General features: G+C 59.7%; 12 protein-coding genes and 2 pseudogenes. 9 read left to right on the plus strand and 5 right to left on the minus strand.

Annotation, left to right across the window (positions count from 1 at the left end):
• Positions 1-194: 194 nt before the first annotated feature.
• A complete protein-coding gene (locus FHX06_RS15305; RefSeq protein WP_018114877.1) occupies positions 195-977 on the plus strand; it encodes a helix-turn-helix transcriptional regulator in 783 nt (260 codons plus the stop codon).
• Between the two features lie 4 nt (positions 978-981).
• Here the strand turns inward: FHX06_RS15305 and FHX06_RS15310 are convergent, their stop codons facing one another.
• Complete coding sequence (locus FHX06_RS15310) at positions 982-1,302, minus strand: hypothetical protein (protein ID WP_183879956.1); 321 nt, start codon at positions 1,300-1,302, stop codon at positions 982-984.
• A 375-nt stretch (positions 1,303-1,677) separates the two neighbouring features.
• Here FHX06_RS15310 and FHX06_RS15315 point away from each other — a divergent pair, with 375 nt between their 5' ends.
• The 5 genes and pseudogenes from FHX06_RS15315 (at position 1,678) to FHX06_RS15335 (ending at position 7,070) form a co-directional block, all read left to right on the plus strand.
• Positions 1,678-2,691: a UDP-glucuronic acid decarboxylase family protein gene (locus FHX06_RS15315; RefSeq protein ID WP_018114875.1), complete on the plus strand. Its 1,014-nt coding sequence runs from the start codon at positions 1,678-1,680 to the stop codon at positions 2,689-2,691.
• Between the two features lies 1 nt (position 2,692).
• A complete protein-coding gene (galE, locus tag FHX06_RS15320; RefSeq protein ID WP_018114874.1) occupies positions 2,693-3,676 on the plus strand; it encodes a UDP-glucose 4-epimerase GalE in 984 nt (327 codons plus the stop codon).
• Positions 3,673-5,556 carry a glycosyltransferase family 2 protein gene (locus FHX06_RS15325; protein WP_113210452.1) on the plus strand — a complete coding sequence of 628 codons (1,884 nt, stop codon included), beginning with the start codon at positions 3,673-3,675 and terminating at the stop codon, positions 5,554-5,556. Before galE ends, FHX06_RS15325 begins: the two co-directional genes overlap by 4 nt.
• Positions 5,557-5,566: 10 nt before the next feature.
• Positions 5,567-6,089, plus strand: a pseudogene (locus FHX06_RS15330) (DUF995 domain-containing protein); the annotation flags it as partial.
• 7 nt (positions 6,090-6,096) lie between these two features.
• Positions 6,097-7,070, plus strand: a pseudogene (locus tag FHX06_RS15335) (glycoside hydrolase family 26 protein).
• A gap of 65 nt (positions 7,071-7,135) precedes the next feature.
• Here FHX06_RS15335 and FHX06_RS15340 read toward each other — a convergent pair.
• A complete protein-coding gene (locus FHX06_RS15340; protein ID WP_183879958.1) occupies positions 7,136-8,419 on the minus strand; it encodes an ABC transporter substrate-binding protein in 1,284 nt (427 codons plus the stop codon).
• 157 nt (positions 8,420-8,576) lie between these two features.
• Between FHX06_RS15340 and FHX06_RS15345 the strand changes: the two genes are divergently transcribed.
• Genes FHX06_RS15345 through FHX06_RS15355 form a run of 3 tightly spaced genes read left to right on the plus strand, consistent with a single transcriptional unit; the run spans position 8,577 to position 12,478 of the window.
• Complete coding sequence (locus FHX06_RS15345; RefSeq protein ID WP_113016255.1) at positions 8,577-9,605, plus strand: LacI family DNA-binding transcriptional regulator; 1,029 nt, start codon at positions 8,577-8,579, stop codon at positions 9,603-9,605.
• Positions 9,606-9,614: 9 nt separating this feature from the next.
• On the plus strand, positions 9,615-11,471 hold the full coding sequence (locus FHX06_RS15350; RefSeq protein ID WP_113210459.1) for a DUF2264 domain-containing protein: 1,857 nt from the start codon (positions 9,615-9,617) through the stop codon (positions 11,469-11,471).
• Positions 11,468-12,478, plus strand: a complete 1,011-nt coding sequence (locus FHX06_RS15355) for a hydroxyacid dehydrogenase (RefSeq protein WP_113210450.1) — start codon at positions 11,468-11,470, stop codon at positions 12,476-12,478. Before FHX06_RS15350 ends, FHX06_RS15355 begins: the two co-directional genes overlap by 4 nt.
• 4 nt (positions 12,479-12,482) lie before the next feature.
• On the opposite strand, the gene FHX06_RS15360 is transcribed toward FHX06_RS15355, so the two are convergent.
• The 3 genes from FHX06_RS15360 to FHX06_RS15370 are packed head-to-tail and all read right to left on the minus strand — an operon-like array spanning position 12,483 to position 15,829.
• Complete coding sequence (locus FHX06_RS15360; RefSeq protein ID WP_113210449.1) at positions 12,483-13,757, minus strand: Gfo/Idh/MocA family protein; 1,275 nt, start codon at positions 13,755-13,757, stop codon at positions 12,483-12,485.
• Positions 13,758-13,804: 47 nt separating this feature from the next.
• The gene (locus FHX06_RS15365; protein WP_113114861.1) at positions 13,805-14,635 is read right to left on the minus strand and encodes a sugar phosphate isomerase/epimerase family protein; all 831 of its coding nucleotides are present in this window, start codon (positions 14,633-14,635) and stop codon (positions 13,805-13,807) included.
• A gap of 30 nt (positions 14,636-14,665) precedes the next feature.
• Positions 14,666-15,829 (minus strand): dihydrodipicolinate synthase family protein, encoded by a 1,164-nt coding sequence (locus FHX06_RS15370; RefSeq protein WP_183879960.1) that lies wholly within the window; start codon positions 15,827-15,829, stop codon positions 14,666-14,668.
• Between the last annotated feature and the right edge of the window lies 1 nt (position 15,830).

Raw genomic sequence — 15,830 nt, forward strand, 5'->3', positions numbered from 1 at the left:
TAACTTCGTGACAACTAACCCATTTGGGCCATTTCTTTCCTTTGAAATCCATATTACCATAATTAAGAAATGCCTAAAAGATAAGGCGGCCGCATGCCTAGGGGCAATGTTCGTCGGCATGTAATACCCGCCACCGCGCCAATGGGAGTAGATGCTCCGAGTTTTAGTATAGTGTAGCGCTAGGGGAGGCGTATATGTTCATGGTTGGGTCGGAAGTAGGAGATTCGGATCAGGCAAGAAGACTGAGCCCGAATGGAGAAACAGTCCTGGTAATCGCCAAGGCAGACTTGTTCTCCGAGTGCATGGTTGAAGCACTGGCAAAGAAATTCCCGAATTTCGATGTCGTAAGCGTATCGAGCGCGCAGTCCATATCCGAAAAGGATATTCACGATATGCGGCTTGTTCTGTTCTATCATGTCGCCGGCGCCGAGTTGCACGATGCGCTGCAGATCGTTCGTGAAAACCGTCCGGACGCATCCATCGGTCTTGTCGTCGAAGCCATCGATATGATGGAGCCCTATATCAGTCGGCTGGTCGAGGCCCGCGTCGTCGACGGCGTCCTACCGCTCAATCTGCGCCTGGACGTCTTCATGGCGGCAATCGATCTGCTGATGAAGGGCGGCGAACATTTTCCATCCGCGCTTCTGGGCCGACTTTCAAACCGTGCTACGGCGCAGCTCGAGCCCTCGTTGTATCAGACGAAGTCTGTCGACGCAGCACGCGCCAATGCGCTGAAGCTTCGGCGCAGCAGCATGGCGGCTCTGACCACTCGCGAGGTCCAGATTCTCGACCTCATCTGCAAGGGGACGCAGAACAAGATCATCGCCGACAAGCTTCACCTGTCCGAAAATACGGTGAAGGTCCACGTCCGCAATATCTATAAGAAGATGAATGTGAGAAATCGCACTGAAGCGGCCTCGCGGTTCTTCAACGATACCTCGGACAACGGCGATCTCTCCGGCAGATGGCCACACTAGGCCATCAATCCGTCCGGGACGAGCGGGCAAAACAGCGTGATTTCTGGCCGAAACCGCTCGGCGAACAGATGTAAGGTGCGGAACCCGGATAGACCGTAGCGTTTATCTCAGCCGAAGCGGTCTTCGCTTCGGCAGTATAGGCGAAGTCCTTCGCGGCATGCGGCACCGTTGCCGCCACAACATTCGCCTTGGTGCTTCCCACGATTGCCGTATCGACGACCGCGCACGAGATCGGTCCAATGGCCGAGAGAACAACTGTCGCGGCCAAAGCCAGAGAGCTGAAACTGCATGGCGCTCGGCCATGCATGCGATCATGAACCGTCATTGAATAACCCCTCGATCATCAGGGCAGTCGCGACGCGCCCTCGCACACCAATAGCTAGCCATCTCGGTACATCGGCTTCATTGGGTGAAGCTGGAGTGGCCGGATGGAGAGCATGGCACCATACTCATTGAGGGGGATTAATCAAGCGAATTCCGGAGTTTAATACTGTAGCTATTTAGAATTGCTCCCATGTTTTGAAGTTGACCTTCCCTGATATCCTCCTATCATTTGAGTCATGAATACAATTATCCGAAGAATGGCAGAGGAGGTTGTTTCAAGTATACTACTTCCCGTTGAATTTAGTGTGACGGAGAAGAAGGATGCCAAAGTATAGAAGGGTCTAAGAAGACCACGTGACATGGGAAGGGTTTTGTAATGCGTAGCATTCCCACCGAAGGACATTCAGGATTCGCATCGCCACCACCGGGGTCAAAAACCGTCCTGGTCAACGGAGGCGCCGGTTTCCTGGGGTCGCATCTTTGCGAGCGCCTTCTTGAGCGGGGCCATCAGGTCATCTGTCTCGACAATTTCTACACCGGCCGCCGCGTCAATATCGAACATCTGCTGCAGAACGACCGTTTTCGGCTTCTGGAACATGATGTGCGCCAGCCCTTTGGTGTCGAGGCATCCCTCATCTTCAACTTTGCCTCGCCGGCTTCACCTCCGGACTATCAGCGCGATCCCGTCGGCACCCTGCTCACCAACGTGCTTGGAGCCGTCAATACGCTCGATGCAGCGCGTCGTAGCGGCGCCACGGTCGTGCAGTCCTCGACTTCGGAAGTCTACGGAGATCCGCATCAGAATCCGCAGCACGAAACCTATTTCGGCAATGTCAATCCGATTGGTCCACGCGGCTGCTACGACGAGGGCAAGCGCTCAGCCGAAACCCTGTTCTTCGATTATCACCGCAAGTATGGCGTCGATATCAAGGTTGGCCGGATCTTCAATACCTACGGTCCGCGCATGCGCCTTGATGATGGACGCGTCGTATCCAACTTCATCGTCCAGGCACTCTCCAACACCGACATAACGATCTACGGTGACGGTAGGCAGACCCGTTCCTTCTGCTATGTCGACGATCTCGTCGGCGGCTTCCTGCGGTTCGCCGAAACTGGCGCACATTGCACCGGTCCGATCAATCTCGGTAATCCGACGGAGATCACGGTGCGGGATCTGGCAGAAATCGTCCTTGATCTGACCAATTCGCGCTCGCGCATCATTTACCTGCCGGCCGTCGCAGACGATCCGCAACAGCGCCGTCCGGATATTTCCAGAGCCAGGGAGGAGTTGAACTGGTGGCCGACGACCGAGCTGAAGACCGGTCTGAAGCGTACGATATCCTATTTCGACGCGCTGCTTGCCCGCAAGGAAGTGGTGGAGGCCGTATGAAATGCCCCGCTACATCCTGGTTACGGGTGGCGCCGGCTTCATCGGCAGCCACATCTGCAAGGCGCTTGCGCGTGCCGGCATGGTTCCGGTCACCTATGACAATCTTTCCACCGGACATATCGACAGCGTCCGGTGGGGGCCGCTGATCCAGGCGGATATCGCCGATGGCGCAAGGTTGCGGCACGTCATGGCCGAGTACTCGCCGGATTGTGTCATCCATTGCGGCGCCAATGCCTATGTCGGTGAATCCGTCGAAAGGCCGAGCATCTATTATCGCAACAACGTCATCGGCAGCCTGTCGTTGCTGGATGCCTGTCTCGATTGCGGGATCGACAAGATCGTCTTTTCCAGCAGCTGCGCGACCTACGGCATTCCGGAGATGCTGCCGATCTGCGAGAAAACGCCGCAACAGCCTGTCAATCCTTATGGCAGGACCAAGCTGATCTTCGAAATGGCACTGGAGGATTATGCGGCCGCCTATGGCACCCGCTTCGCCGCGCTCCGCTACTTCAATGCAGCCGGCGCCGACCCGGAAGGCCAGCTTGCCGAGCGGCACTATCCCGAAACCCATCTGATCCCGCGCGCCCTTCTCGCCGCAAGCGGCCGGATCGAGAGCCTCGATATTTTCGGTATCGACTATTCGACGAATGACGGCACCTGCGTCAGGGATTACATCCATGTCAGCGATCTTGCCCAGGCGCATCTTGCGGCCGTTCGTCACCTTCTGGTTGGCGGCAATTCCCTGAGCCTCAATCTGGGCTCCGGCCGCGGCACGTCCGTCGGCGAGATCCTGAATGCCGTCAAACGAAAGACCGGCCACAGGGTGCCGATCCGTTGTCAGCCGCGCCGCGCTGGCGATCCGCCGGTGCTTTTCGCCGATACGAAGAGGGCTCGCCTGGAGCTCGACTTCATGCCGACACTTTCGGATATCGATACGATCATCCGCACGGCTGGCCCGACTTTCGGACTGGAGGTGATCGCATGAGCACCACAGCCGAAATCGACCGCGCACGTCTGTCGTCGGCGAGCAGATCCGGGATGTTCGAGCCCGTCTTTACCGGATGGAATCGAGCCGCCTATGGTCTTGGCATCGTCTGCTGGCTGGCAGCCCTTGACTACTTCTGGCTCTGGTGGGCCACGCCAATTCACGTCGTCTCATGGCCGGCATACCTGCTCGTCACGCTCATTCTCGCCTGGGTCACCCTGATCCCGGCCTATTTCATCCTCATCTTCCTGGATGCAAGACAGGTCAGATCGGTTGCGCCCCTGCCGGAGGGTCGCGTTGCCATGGTGGTCACCAAGGCGCCATCAGAACCTTTTGCCGTCGTGCGCAGGACGCTTCTTGCAATGCTCGATCAGAAGGGTGTCGAGTTCGATATCTGGCTCGCCGACGAAGATCCGTCCGAAGAGGCGAGGAGATGGTGCGGGCAGCACGGCATCATGATCTCCACGCGCAAGGGCGTCAGCGAATATCACCGTCCCGTCTGGCCGCGCCGCACGCGTTGCAAGGAGGGCAATCTCGCCTATTTCTATGATCACTTCGGCTATGAGCGCTATGATTTCGTCGCCCAGTTCGATGCCGATCACGTGCCGACGCCGACCTATCTTCGCGAAGTCCTGAGACCCTTCTCCGATCCCGAAGTCGGCTACGTCTCGGCACCTAGCATCTGCGATGCCAATGCGGCCGAAAGCTGGGCCGCCCGCGGCAGGCTCTATGCGGAAGCCAGCCTGCATGGTTCGTTGCAGGCGGGCTATAATAATGGCTGGGCGCCGCTCTGCATCGGTTCGCACTATGCCGTCCGCACGGCGGCCCTGAGGGAGATCGGCGGCCTCGGTCCCGAGCTCGCGGAAGACCATTCGACCACGCTGATGATGAATGCCGGCGGCTGGCGCGGGGTCCATGCGGTCAATGCCATAGCACACGGCGACGGGCCGGCGACCTTTTCCGATCTGGTTGTTCAGGAATTCCAGTGGTCGCGCAGCCTGGTTACCATCCTGCTTCGGCATTCTCGCCGACATGTCGCCCGCCTGCCGCTCAAGCTGAAGTTCCAGTTCCTGTTTTCGCAGATCTGGTATCCGCTGTTTTCGGCGTTCATGGCGTCGATGTTCCTGCTGCCCGTCGCAGCCCTGCTCACGGGCCATGTCTTCGCCAATGTCAGCTATCCGGCATTCCTGTTGCATTCTCTGCCGCTTTCGCTCGTGTTGACGGTGTTCGCCATCTTCTGGCGTGCATCAGGCACATTCCGGCCATACGATGCGAGGCTTTTCGGGTGGGAAGGGGTGGTCTTCATCCTGTTGCGCTGGCCCTGGTCGCTTGCCGGCAGCCTCGCGGCCGTGCGCGATCATGTGACCGGCTCCTTCGTGGATTTCCGCATCACCCCGAAGGGTGATCAGGGGCTGCGCAAACTGCCGGCGCGGATTATCGCACCTTACATCGCGCTGGCAGGCATTTGTGCTGCTGCCATGGCATTTGCCGACGATGGCGACGGTGCGCGTGGCTTCCAGATCTTCGCGGCGATCAACCTGTTGATCTATGTATCGCTCGTAATCCTGGTTGTCGCCCGTCACGCCCTCGAGAACGGTCAATCCCTTTTGCCGCAAGCGTATGGTCTGCGGTTTTCCGCCGCCGGCTGTCTCGTCGCCTGCCTGGTCGGCGGCGCGCAGCTCGGCAATCACGGGCTGACCGCCATGGAAGCGCTTTCGCACGGCCAGCCCTTCGTCACCTTTACCCGGTCGCAATTTACCGTGGCGGGTGCGGGGCTCGGCGGCGGCAAGACCAGGATCGTGAAATTCAGTCTCAAATGGCACGGTTTTGCCGAAGCCGGCCGTGCACGAAAGGACGTTGGGGAGAGCAGAAATGCGTGAGGAGGATAAAATGAGCATGGCAAAACGATTGACGGGAGGAGCGCTGGCTCTGTGCCTCGGCCTTATCCTCCCGATCGGCGCATTCGCAGCAGAAAAGAATAGGGCACCGGCACCGACGCCACTCACTGCCGCGGAACTCTACATGATCTACGCCGACAAGACCTGGACCTGGAATACGGGCGGCGGCCGCTTCATCGGCGAGGACAGGCGTTTCGTCGCCTGGGTCGACAATGGCGGCAAGCAGTCTTTCGCCGAGGGTCGCTGGGTCGTCGATGATCTCGGTCAGATGTGCATGCGCGCGACCTGGACCAATAATGAGGGGGCGGCACGTGCCAGTACCTGCTTCGGCCACCGCAAGATCGGCAACACGATCTACCAGCGGCGTCAACCGAGCGGGGACTGGTACGTGTTCCGGCACGCTGCCACGAAAGCCGATGATGAGTTCCGGAAGCTGGTTCCGGCAGACACGGTGAGCCTGAAAGCGCAGGGGCTGAAGCAGGTTCTGGCAACCGACAAATAGCCGAAGGGGAGGACAAGACCATGAAAACCCTGGCGAAGAAGATCTCGACGGCAACGATCGCCATGCTTCTGCTCGGCGTTGCCGACGTGTCGCACCAAAGCGTGGCGCAGGGCGCCGCCACCGTCATGAATGCTGGTGCCCAGACGATTACAGACAAGACGATCAGAGACAAGCGGCCCGCCATTCATGCCGATGGCATCAAGTTCGGCGCCTATGATCCGCATGGCGATTTCGGCGCGCAACAGAGCGTGACAACGGAACACCTTTCCTTCCATGGGAAGACGTCGATCTTGAAACTCTGCGTGTGGCGGATGCCTATGCGCTGGCGAGGGGCCGCAACCTGCTGATCACGATCGAGCCCTGGTCATGGGACGTGGACTGGCGGCTGACGTCAGACGAACTTCGCTGGAAGCTGTTTCACGGCGACTACGATGTGAACATGCGGGCGATCGCCAGGATGATCGCTCAGCTGAAAAGCCCGGTCATCGTCCGCTGGGGGCAGGAAATGGAGGACAATTCCGGCCGCTTTTCGTGGTCTGGCTGGAATCCTTCCGATTATATATCCGCCTACAGGCGTATGATGGATATCGTGCGGCGGGAGGCGCCCGGTACGAAGCTCATGTGGTCGCCGAAGGGCCTGCCTGGCCTCAATGCCTATTATCCCGGCGACACTTATGTCGACTTCGTCGGCCTGTCGATCTTTGGTCTCGAACCGTACGACCGTATCGCTCACAACGGCCCCCGGACCTTCACCGAGGCACTGAGGCCGGGTTACGACCTCGTCGCCCAGTATCAGAAGCCGGTCTGGGTGGCCGAATTGGGTTATGAGGGCAGTGACGGATACATAAAGCCGTGGATGGAGACGGCGACGCTCAAGCAGAGCGACTTTCCCGAGCTGCAGGAAGTCGTCTACTTCAATGACCGCGATGTCCATGCCTGGCCGTTCGATCTCGGCCGGCCCGACTGGCGGGTCATTGAAGACGCAAGCAACTAAGCTGGGGTTGCTGGAAAAGAAAGGCCCGCCGATGGCGGGCCTGAATTCGTTCCTCCGGGATATGATTATCCCTTGATTGTCGCCTTACCGGTTTCGACAAGCTGCTGGGCGGCATCTGCCACCGAGACGCGCTCGAAGGCGAGCTCATCGCAGGTCGGGCGAAGAACGCGCTGATCAAATTCGGTGGAACCCATCGGCGCCGGCCGCGGATACTCGCCAACCTGGTCCTTGAGCAAGTTGATGTATTTGACCGTCTCCTGTTCCGTCGGGTTGAGCTGCGGCAGGATGGCTTCCCGCACTGCCGGCGACATCGGCACACCGCGCTCCACGCCGAGGATTTTGCCGGCTTCGACATCATTGACGAAGAAGCTGATGAATTTTGCGGCCGCCTCGCCCTGCTTGGTGGTAGCGCCCACGCTCCAGATCAGTCCCGGGCGGTAATAATGGCCTGACGGGCCGCCTTTCTTCTCGCGCGGCAGCATGGCAATGCCGAGCTTGTTCTTGATGACCAGCTGGTATCCGACCATCTGGTTGGAATAGGCCATGCTGATGGCCGATTTGCCAAGGGTGAGGCAGTTCGTGTCGATATTGTTCTGGTCGAGCGTCTGCACATCCGCAGCAACGGTGCCGCCGGCCTTGCGTAGCTTCTCCCAGTAATCGAACCATTCCTTGGCATCATCGACTGTGAAGCCGAGGGTCGGGCTTTCCTTGGCATAGAGGCTCTTGCCGCGCTGCCGCAGCCAGGCGTCGAAGACATAGGTATAACGTGCCCCGTAGGGGCCGCTTTTGCCCGAGGATTTCCCGAGCTCTACGGCGAGCTTGGCATACTCATCCCAGGTGAGATCAGGTGTCGGCAGCGGAATGCCGGCCTTTTCGAATTCCACGCTGTCATAGAACATCGCGAAGGAGTTGAGGCCGAGGCCGACGCCGTAAAGCTTGCCGTCAACCGTCGTCAGTTTCAGTATGTCGGCGCCAAAATCATCGACCTTCAGCGTCGAAGGCACGAATTCGTCGAGCGGCAGGCAGGCGCCACGCTTGGAATAATCCGAGATCGTTCCCGGCTCGAGCTGGAAGACGTCAGCGATTGCGCGACCGGCCATCTGCGTTGCGAGCTTCGTCCAATAGCCGTCACCGGCAAGTGATTCACCGACGATGGTAACGCCCGGGGTTTTCGACTGGTAGAGCTTGGCGACATCGAGTGTGCGCTTTGCACGGTCGTTGGAGCCCCACCACATTGCACGAAGCGAGGCGTCCTCAGCGAATGCGGGAATCGAGCTGCCGGCGCCGAAGGCGAGACCGGCCGCGGCACCTGCGGTTCCCATCAAGAATGAACGTCGATTGACCTGCATGATTTCCTCCTTTGTCTGATGCCCGATGCCATCCTCCAATGGTCTTTTCGAGCGTTCGGCAGGTAGAGTACGCAAAAAATTTCTCTTTGCAAGAAATTATAGTTCTCTTGCAAATTTGCATAATTTGCATAATCTTTGCTGTATGAATGAGGTCAAAATGAACGAGACCAGGATCAGAAAGCCGCGCCAGGCCGATATTGCCAGTCTGGCCGGCGTTTCCGTTTCCACGGTCTCGCGGGTGCTCGCCAACGAGCCTGGTATCAGCGAAACCGTACGACGGCACATTTTGAAAGTTGCCGCCGAGCACGGCTATCCGGTGAAGACTGTTTCGGAAAGCGTTCCGGGCGGGCTTGCCCTGATTGCCAGTGACGGAGCCACCGGCGGCCTCAGCGTCTTCTACGAATCGATCGTCGAGGGCCTTCGTGCCGGTGCCGCGGATGCCGGCATGCCGTTTGAAGTACGGCTGGTGCGCGAGGATCGAACGACGCCCGATGTGGTCGGCGAATATCTGCAGACGGCGCAAGCCGAAGGACTTTTCCTCGTCGGTATCGATCCAGGCGATACGCTGCGGGTCTGGCTGGAAGAGACGGGAACACCGACCGTTCTCGTCAATGGCACTGATCCGCGCCTGCGCCTTGACGGCGTCTCTCCCTCAAATTTCTTCGGCGCCTATGAGGCGACGAGCCGGCTCACGAAAGCCGGTCATCGCCGTATCCTGCATCTCACCGGTTCGCACCGTCATACCATCCGTGAACGTGTGCGCGGCTTCGAGGCGGCGATTGCCGCAGTTCCTGATGCCGAGGGCCGGCTCGTTCCGCTCACTTTCGAGGGTAGTGCCAGCCGCGAGGCGCATGAGCGCACGGTCGAAATGCTCGCGGAAGATTCCGGCTATACGGCCGCCTTCTGCATGAATGATTTCATTGCCGTCGGCGTGCTCGAAGCCGTTACCGAAGCAGGCCTTCGCGTTCCCGAGGATTTCGCGATCGTCGGCTTCGACGACCTGCCCTGTGCCGTCATGACCAATCCCAGGCTTTCCACCATGCGCGTCGACCGCGCGGCCCTTGGCCGCGAGGCCGTTTCTCTGATGATCTCCCGCTACCGCGACAGGACCGCCCCGGCCCGCCACATCTGCCAGGCTGTCGTTCCCGTTGCCGGAGGCACTGTTCCCGATACCGACAAGCTGTGAGTGATGCCGATGACCTATGATCCCGCCAGCGCCAATCCGCTTGCAGGCAATCCGCTGAAGACCCGCGACGACATGATCCGCGCCATCAACGACCTCTTCAATCCGCTGCTTCCTTTCTTCTCCGATGGCAATGCCCGTGTTCGCCTCGATGGCGCCGGCGCCCATTTCGACCGGGCCGCTGCCGATCTTGAGGGTTTCGCTCGTCCACTCTGGGGCCTTGCACCGCTCGGCGCCGGCAACAACGCTTTCGATCACTGGCACCGATTTGCCGAAGGTCTTGCGAATGGCTGTGATCCGGCGCATCCCGAATATTGGGGTACGGTCAACGCCCGCGACCAGCGCATGGTGGAATTGGCAGCCCTTGGCTTTGCCTTGGCGCTGGTGCCGGAAAAAATCTGGGAGCCGCTCGACAAACGCGCCCGCGATAACATCATCGCCTATTTCAAGCATGTCCGGCAGTTCGACTATGCTGACAATAACTGGAAGTTCTTTCGCATCTTCGTCGATATCGCCCTCGACCGCCTCGGCGCCGATTTCGATCGCAGCCTGACCAGGCAATATCTGGAAGAGCTCGAAGGTTTCTACATTGGCGATGGCTGGTACCGGGACGGCAATATCCGTCGCATCGACCACTACATTCCCTTCGCCATGCATTTTTATGGCCTGATCTATTCGAAGCTGGTCGATGACGACTATGCCAAGCGTTATCGCGAGCGCGCCGTGCTCTTCGCCAGGGATTTCCGTCACTGGTTTGCGCCCGATGGCGCGACAATCCCCTTCGGCCGCAGCCTCACCTATCGATTCGCCTGTGCCGGTTTCTGGTCCGCGCTCGCCTTCGCCGATCTCGAGGCATTGCCCTGGGGCGAGGTCAAGCATCTCTGCCTCGAGCATCTGCGCTGGTGGCGGGATAAGCCGATCGCCAGTCACGACGGCGTTCTTTCCATCGGCTTCGGCTACCCGAACCTCTTGATGTCTGAAAGCTATAATTCAGCCGGCTCACCCTATTGGGCCTTCAAGGCCTTCCTGCCGCTCGCCATTGCCGAGGATCATCCTTTCTGGACCGCGGAGGAAAGGGCACCCGAGCAAGCCCCGGAAGTCGTTCCGCAGCGTCATCCGGGCATGGTTATCATGCGTGCCGGAAATGATGTCGTGGCGCTCTCGTCTGGTCAGGAAAATCTGCAGATGCGCTTCGGCACGGAGAAATACGCAAAATTCGCCTATTCCGCCCGCTACGGCTTCAGCGTCGAGGCCGACGAGCGCGCTTTTGCGCTTGGCGCCTTCGATTCCGCGCTCGCCTTCAGCGACGACGGCCTGCATTACCGCGTTCGGGAAACGAATGAAGAGGCAATGATCGCCGGCAACATCCTTTACTCCAGATGGTCGGCCTTCGGCGACGTCAAGGTCGAAACCTGGCTCGTGCCAACGGCCCCGTGGCATATTCGCGTTCACCGCATCACGACACCACGCCCGTTACAGACCGCGGAAGGTGGTTTCGCGATTGCCAAACGCGATCTCGATGCCGATACGCTGTTCGCAGAGCAGGGATCGGCTCATGCGATCGGCGAGGCAGATTTCACCGGTATCGTCGACCTCGGTTCGTCGATCAGGCGAAACGGCCTTGCCCAGAAGGCGCTGCCGAATACCAACATGATCGTGTCCAAGACACTCGTTCCCCAACTCCGGGGCGAGATTCCGGCTGGCGAAACGGTTCTGGTTACGGCTGTACTGGCGTTGAACGATCCGGCTGCCGTATCGGGGGCATGGACCACGCCTCCGAAAGCACCCGATATCGACGCACTGCAGAAGCTGGTCGGTGAGAAGGGCGTGACCGTCAGCGCCATAGAAGCGCCAGGGCATATGCCATGAACCGTGCTGCCATAGTCCTCGCCATGCAGCCATCGCGCACGGAGCATGTGCTGCCCGAGGCGGTCCTTCGCCGGCTGGATGGCATCGGGCGTCTGCTCGATGCCGAACCGCTTCAGCACTTCGATGACGAACGGGCGAGACGTCTGCTGTCCGAGGCGGAAATCCTGATCACCGGCTGGGGCGCGCCCTATGTCGGTCGGGAGGTTCTGACGCTTGCGCCGAAGTTGAAGCTCGTGGTCCACGCAGCGGGAACCGTGAAGGGCATCGTCGATGCCTGCATTTTTGACGCCGGCATTGCCGTCAGCCATGCGGCCGAGGCCAACGCCGTCCCGGTCGCCGAGTTTACGCTCGCCGCAATCATCTTTGCCGGCAAGCATGTCTTCCGCTTTCGCGACCTTTACGTTGCCGACCGTCATCGGGACCGAACCCACCCGATGCAGCATGAAGCCATCGGCAATTATCGCCGCGCGGTTGGCATCATCGGCGCTTCGCGCATCGGCCGACGCGTCATCGAACTCCTGAAACCTTTCGATTTTCAGGTGCTGCTATTCGATCCGACCGTCGATGCGGAGCAGGCGCGCGCTCTGGGTACAGAAAAAGTCGAGCTGGACGACCTGATGCGCCGGTCGGACATCGTCTCCGTTCACGCGCCGTCTCTGCCCTCCACCCGGCACATGATTGATGCGTCGAAGCTGGCATTGATGAAGGACGGTGCAACCCTGATCAACACGGCCCGTGGTGCACTGATCGATGAGGATGCTCTGCTGGCCGTTCTGAAGACTGGCCGCATCGACGCAGTCATCGATGTGACCGATCCCGAAATACCGGGACCGGAATCGGCGTTTTACGATCTGTCTAATGTCTTCCTGACACCGCATATAGCCGGCGCAGTCGGCCTTGAGCGCAGCCGCCTCGGCGAAATGGCGGCAGACGAGGCCGAACGCTTCATCAAAGGCGAGCCCATGCTTTACGGGCTCACCCTCGAAGGTCTGGAAAATACGGCCTGAGGGCCTAGGACGCCTTCATCGAATTCGGCGAACCGTCGTTGGCAAGCTCCGGCATCAGATCGGAAATATTGACGACCCGGCCCGTGCGCGAACTCGTCAGTGCCGCGATGCCGCAAAGCACGGACATGGCTCCGGCACGGGTGCCGGCCCGCTGCGCCAGCCTGTCCTGCATGTCTGGCTTGAAGATCATGTTGCGCATCCGGTCGTCACCACCGTAATGACCGCCGGAGGAATGCGGTACCTTGATGCGCTCGACCGCTTCCTTTCCATGCGGGAAGTTGCGGATCAGCAGGATCGTGTCTTCCCGCGGCTCTTCCCAGGGCTGCGCCTCATACTGGCGGATCTCGATGCGTCCCTTTGTGCCGTTAAAGGCCAGATGATGACCTTCGATCGGTTGGAACGTGTTCAACGAATAGGAGACATGAACGTTGTTCCGGTAGCGGATGGAAACGACCATCGTATCGGGAATGTCGATATCCTCGCGAAAGACACAGCCGTCGCGGAAATAGCCGTCGATCTTCGCGGGATCCTCGTAAAGCGTGTCGAGGAAGGGATCCTTTTCGAGATCGAGATAGTAATCGCATTCATGGCTGTGCGGACAGAGCTTGCAGCGCGGGCCGCGGAAAGGTCCCTTGCGGCCATAATTCTGCAGGTCGGCAAAGGAGGTTACGGCATCGGGGTCGCTGTCCAGGTACCAGTTCAGAAGGTCGAAATGGTGCGTCGCCTTGTGAACGAAGAGGCTGCCGGAATTTTCCGTATAGGCATGCCAGCGGCGGAAATAGTCGGCGCCGTGCTTGGTGTTGAGGTACCAGTGAAAATCGACCGAGGTAACACGGCCGATCTCGCCGGAATTCAGGAGCTCCTTGATCTTTGCAGCCGTCGGGGCATAGCGATAGTTGAAGGAAACGTCGACCCGGCGGCCGGTGCGCTTTTCGGCATCCAGAATCCGGCGAATCTTTTCCACCGACGTCGTCATCGGCTTTTCGGTGATCACGTCAATGCCGGATTCCAGCGCCCGCACGATGATATCGTCATGTGTATGATCCGGCGTGCAAACGATCGCCAGATCCGGCTTCTGCTCTGCCAGCATCGCATCGATGTTTTCATAAAGCGGCGCGTTGCTGCCGATCATGGTGCGGGCGCGCTCGCCGCGCAGCGAATTCTTCTCCACAATCGCAGTCAGGTCGACATGCTCGCGCCAGCCGGAAAGCAGATCCTTGCCCCACATCGTGGTGCCGCGGTTACCGGTGCCGATCAGGGCAAAACGGCGTTTCTCCATCGAATGATTCCTCCTTCATACGTGATGAAACGGATTGGATTTTAAAACTAGATCTGGCAGCAGCTCCTGAAGCGCTCGACGCAGGTGGCGATCACCTCGTCGGCAGGGCGCTTCCACCAGTTTTCAGCGGAGAAGATTTCGACCTCCTGCGCGCCGAAGAAGCCGGCGGCCTCCACCATCCGTCTTATGCCTTTGAGATCGATAACGCCATCGCCCATCATGCCGCGGTCGAGCAGCATGTCCTTGGTCGGCACCAGCCAATCACAGATATGGTGCGCAAAGATGCGCTTCATCCGTCCGGCACGGGCAATCTGGTTGGCAAGATCGGGATCCCACCAGACGTGATAGACATCGACGGCGACGCCGACATCCTGGCCGAGTTGCTCGCACATATCGAGCGCCTGGCCAAGCGTGTTCACGCAGGCGCGGTCGGCAGCATACATCGGGTGCAGCGGCTCGATCGCGAGTTTCACGCCCGCAGCCTGAGCATGCGGCAACACGGCGGCAATGCCATCGAACACCATCTGGCGCGCCGCGACGATATCCTTCGAACTGCCTGGCAGGCCACCGACGACGAGCACAAGGCAATCGGCAGAAAACGCTGCCGCCTCGTCGATGGCGCGTTTGTTGTCGTCCAGGTTCTTCTGCCAGTCGGCCTCGTTTGCCGCCGGAAAGAAGCCGCCGCGGCAGAGCCCCGTCAATTTGATCCCGTTCGATTTGACAATCCGCACAGCCTCGTCGAGCCCGGCCTTGGCAACCTGATCGCGCCAGGGCGCGATCGAGGTGATGCCGTGTTTCAGGCAGATATCGACGGCTTCGGCGAAGCCGCATTGCTCGCGGATCGTCGCAAGGTTGATCGAAAGTCCTTCGATCTGCATGTCATTCCCCTCCCATTGCCGCGCCGGCGCTCAATGAACGCCGTGAACGGCAAGCACCTGTTTCATGCGATCAGTTGCAAGGTCCGGATCGGCGAGAACCCGGGCCTTGTCGGCAAGGCGGAAAAGCTCCGCCAGATGCGTGAGCGAACGTGTGCTCTGCTGGCCGCCGATCATCGTGAAATGGTCCTGCAGACCGTTGAGATAGGCGAGGAAGACGACGCCGGTCTTGTAGAAGCGGGTCGGTGCCTTGAAGATGTGGCGCGACAGCGGAACGGTCGGCTCGAGCAGGTCGAAGAATTCGTGGTTGCTCTTGCGGCCAAGCGCGTCGAGTGCGGCCGAAGCCGCAGGTGCGATGGCGTCGAAAATGCCGAGCAGCGCGTCCGAATGGCCATGCTCATCGCCGGCGATCAGTTCGGCGTAGTTGAAGTCATCGCCAGTATACATGCGCACGCCCTTCGGCAGCTGCCGGCGCATCGTCACTTCCTTCTCCTTGGAAAGAAGCGAGATCTTGATACCATCGACCTTCGCGGCATTGGCTTCGATCACCTGCAGGCAGGTTTCCATTGCCTTCAGATGGTCGCCATTGCCCCAATATCCCTGTAGCGCCGGATCGAACATTTCGCCGAGCCAGTGGATGACGACGGGTTCCTTCACCTGGCGAAGAATGCGGTCATAGACCTTGATATAATCGTCCGGCCCCTTGGCTGCCGCGGCTAGGGCACGGCTTGCCATGAGGATGATGCGACCACCGGCGGCTTCCACCGTCTCGATCTGTTCCTCGTAAGCCCGGATGATCGTGTCGATCGTCACGTCGGGGCCGGGCGTCAGATGGTCGGTACCGGCGCCACAGGCAATCAGCGCGTCCTTGCGGGAGGCGGCTTCGCCAAGTGCGCGGCGGATAAGCTCGCGGGCCTCCGGCCAGCCAAGCCCCATGCCGCGCTGCGCCGTATCCATAGCTTCGGCAACGCCGAGACCGAGATCCCAGAGGCGATGGCGGAAAGCGAGCGTACGCTCCCAGTCGATCGCCGGCGTCAACCAGGGATCGTTGTCGGCCAGCGGATCGGCGACGACATGGGCCGCGGCAAAAGCGATGCGCGGGAAGCTCTTGGCGTCCCGCTTCTTGAGTTCGATCGGCGTGCCAGTCAGCGCATAAGGAGCGATCTTGCCGTCGAGAGGAAGATTGATCGTCGTCACG

This window comes from Rhizobium sp. BK512, assembly GCF_014194915.1.
In the GTDB taxonomy this organism is placed as follows: domain Bacteria; phylum Pseudomonadota; class Alphaproteobacteria; order Rhizobiales; family Rhizobiaceae; genus Rhizobium.

What these genes read in the sequence shown, in the direction of transcription:
- FHX06_RS15305 (WP_018114877.1), top strand. Translation starts at nt 195, where the DNA reads ATGTTCATGGTTGGGTCGGAAGTAGGAGATTCGGATCAGGCAAGAAGA.
- FHX06_RS15310 (WP_183879956.1), bottom strand. Translation starts at nt 1,302, where the DNA reads ATGACGGTTCATGATCGCATGCATGGCCGAGCGCCATGCAGTTTCAGC.
- FHX06_RS15315 (WP_018114875.1), top strand. Translation starts at nt 1,678, where the DNA reads ATGCGTAGCATTCCCACCGAAGGACATTCAGGATTCGCATCGCCACCA.
- galE (WP_018114874.1), top strand. Translation starts at nt 2,693, where the DNA reads ATGCCCCGCTACATCCTGGTTACGGGTGGCGCCGGCTTCATCGGCAGC.
- FHX06_RS15325 (WP_113210452.1), top strand. Translation starts at nt 3,673, where the DNA reads ATGAGCACCACAGCCGAAATCGACCGCGCACGTCTGTCGTCGGCGAGC.
- FHX06_RS15340 (WP_183879958.1), bottom strand. Translation starts at nt 8,419, where the DNA reads ATGCAGGTCAATCGACGTTCATTCTTGATGGGAACCGCAGGTGCCGCG.
- FHX06_RS15345 (WP_113016255.1), top strand. Translation starts at nt 8,577, where the DNA reads ATGAACGAGACCAGGATCAGAAAGCCGCGCCAGGCCGATATTGCCAGT.
- FHX06_RS15350 (WP_113210459.1), top strand. Translation starts at nt 9,615, where the DNA reads ATGACCTATGATCCCGCCAGCGCCAATCCGCTTGCAGGCAATCCGCTG.
- FHX06_RS15355 (WP_113210450.1), top strand. Translation starts at nt 11,468, where the DNA reads ATGAACCGTGCTGCCATAGTCCTCGCCATGCAGCCATCGCGCACGGAG.
- FHX06_RS15360 (WP_113210449.1), bottom strand. Translation starts at nt 13,757, where the DNA reads ATGGAGAAACGCCGTTTTGCCCTGATCGGCACCGGTAACCGCGGCACC.
- FHX06_RS15365 (WP_113114861.1), bottom strand. Translation starts at nt 14,635, where the DNA reads ATGCAGATCGAAGGACTTTCGATCAACCTTGCGACGATCCGCGAGCAA.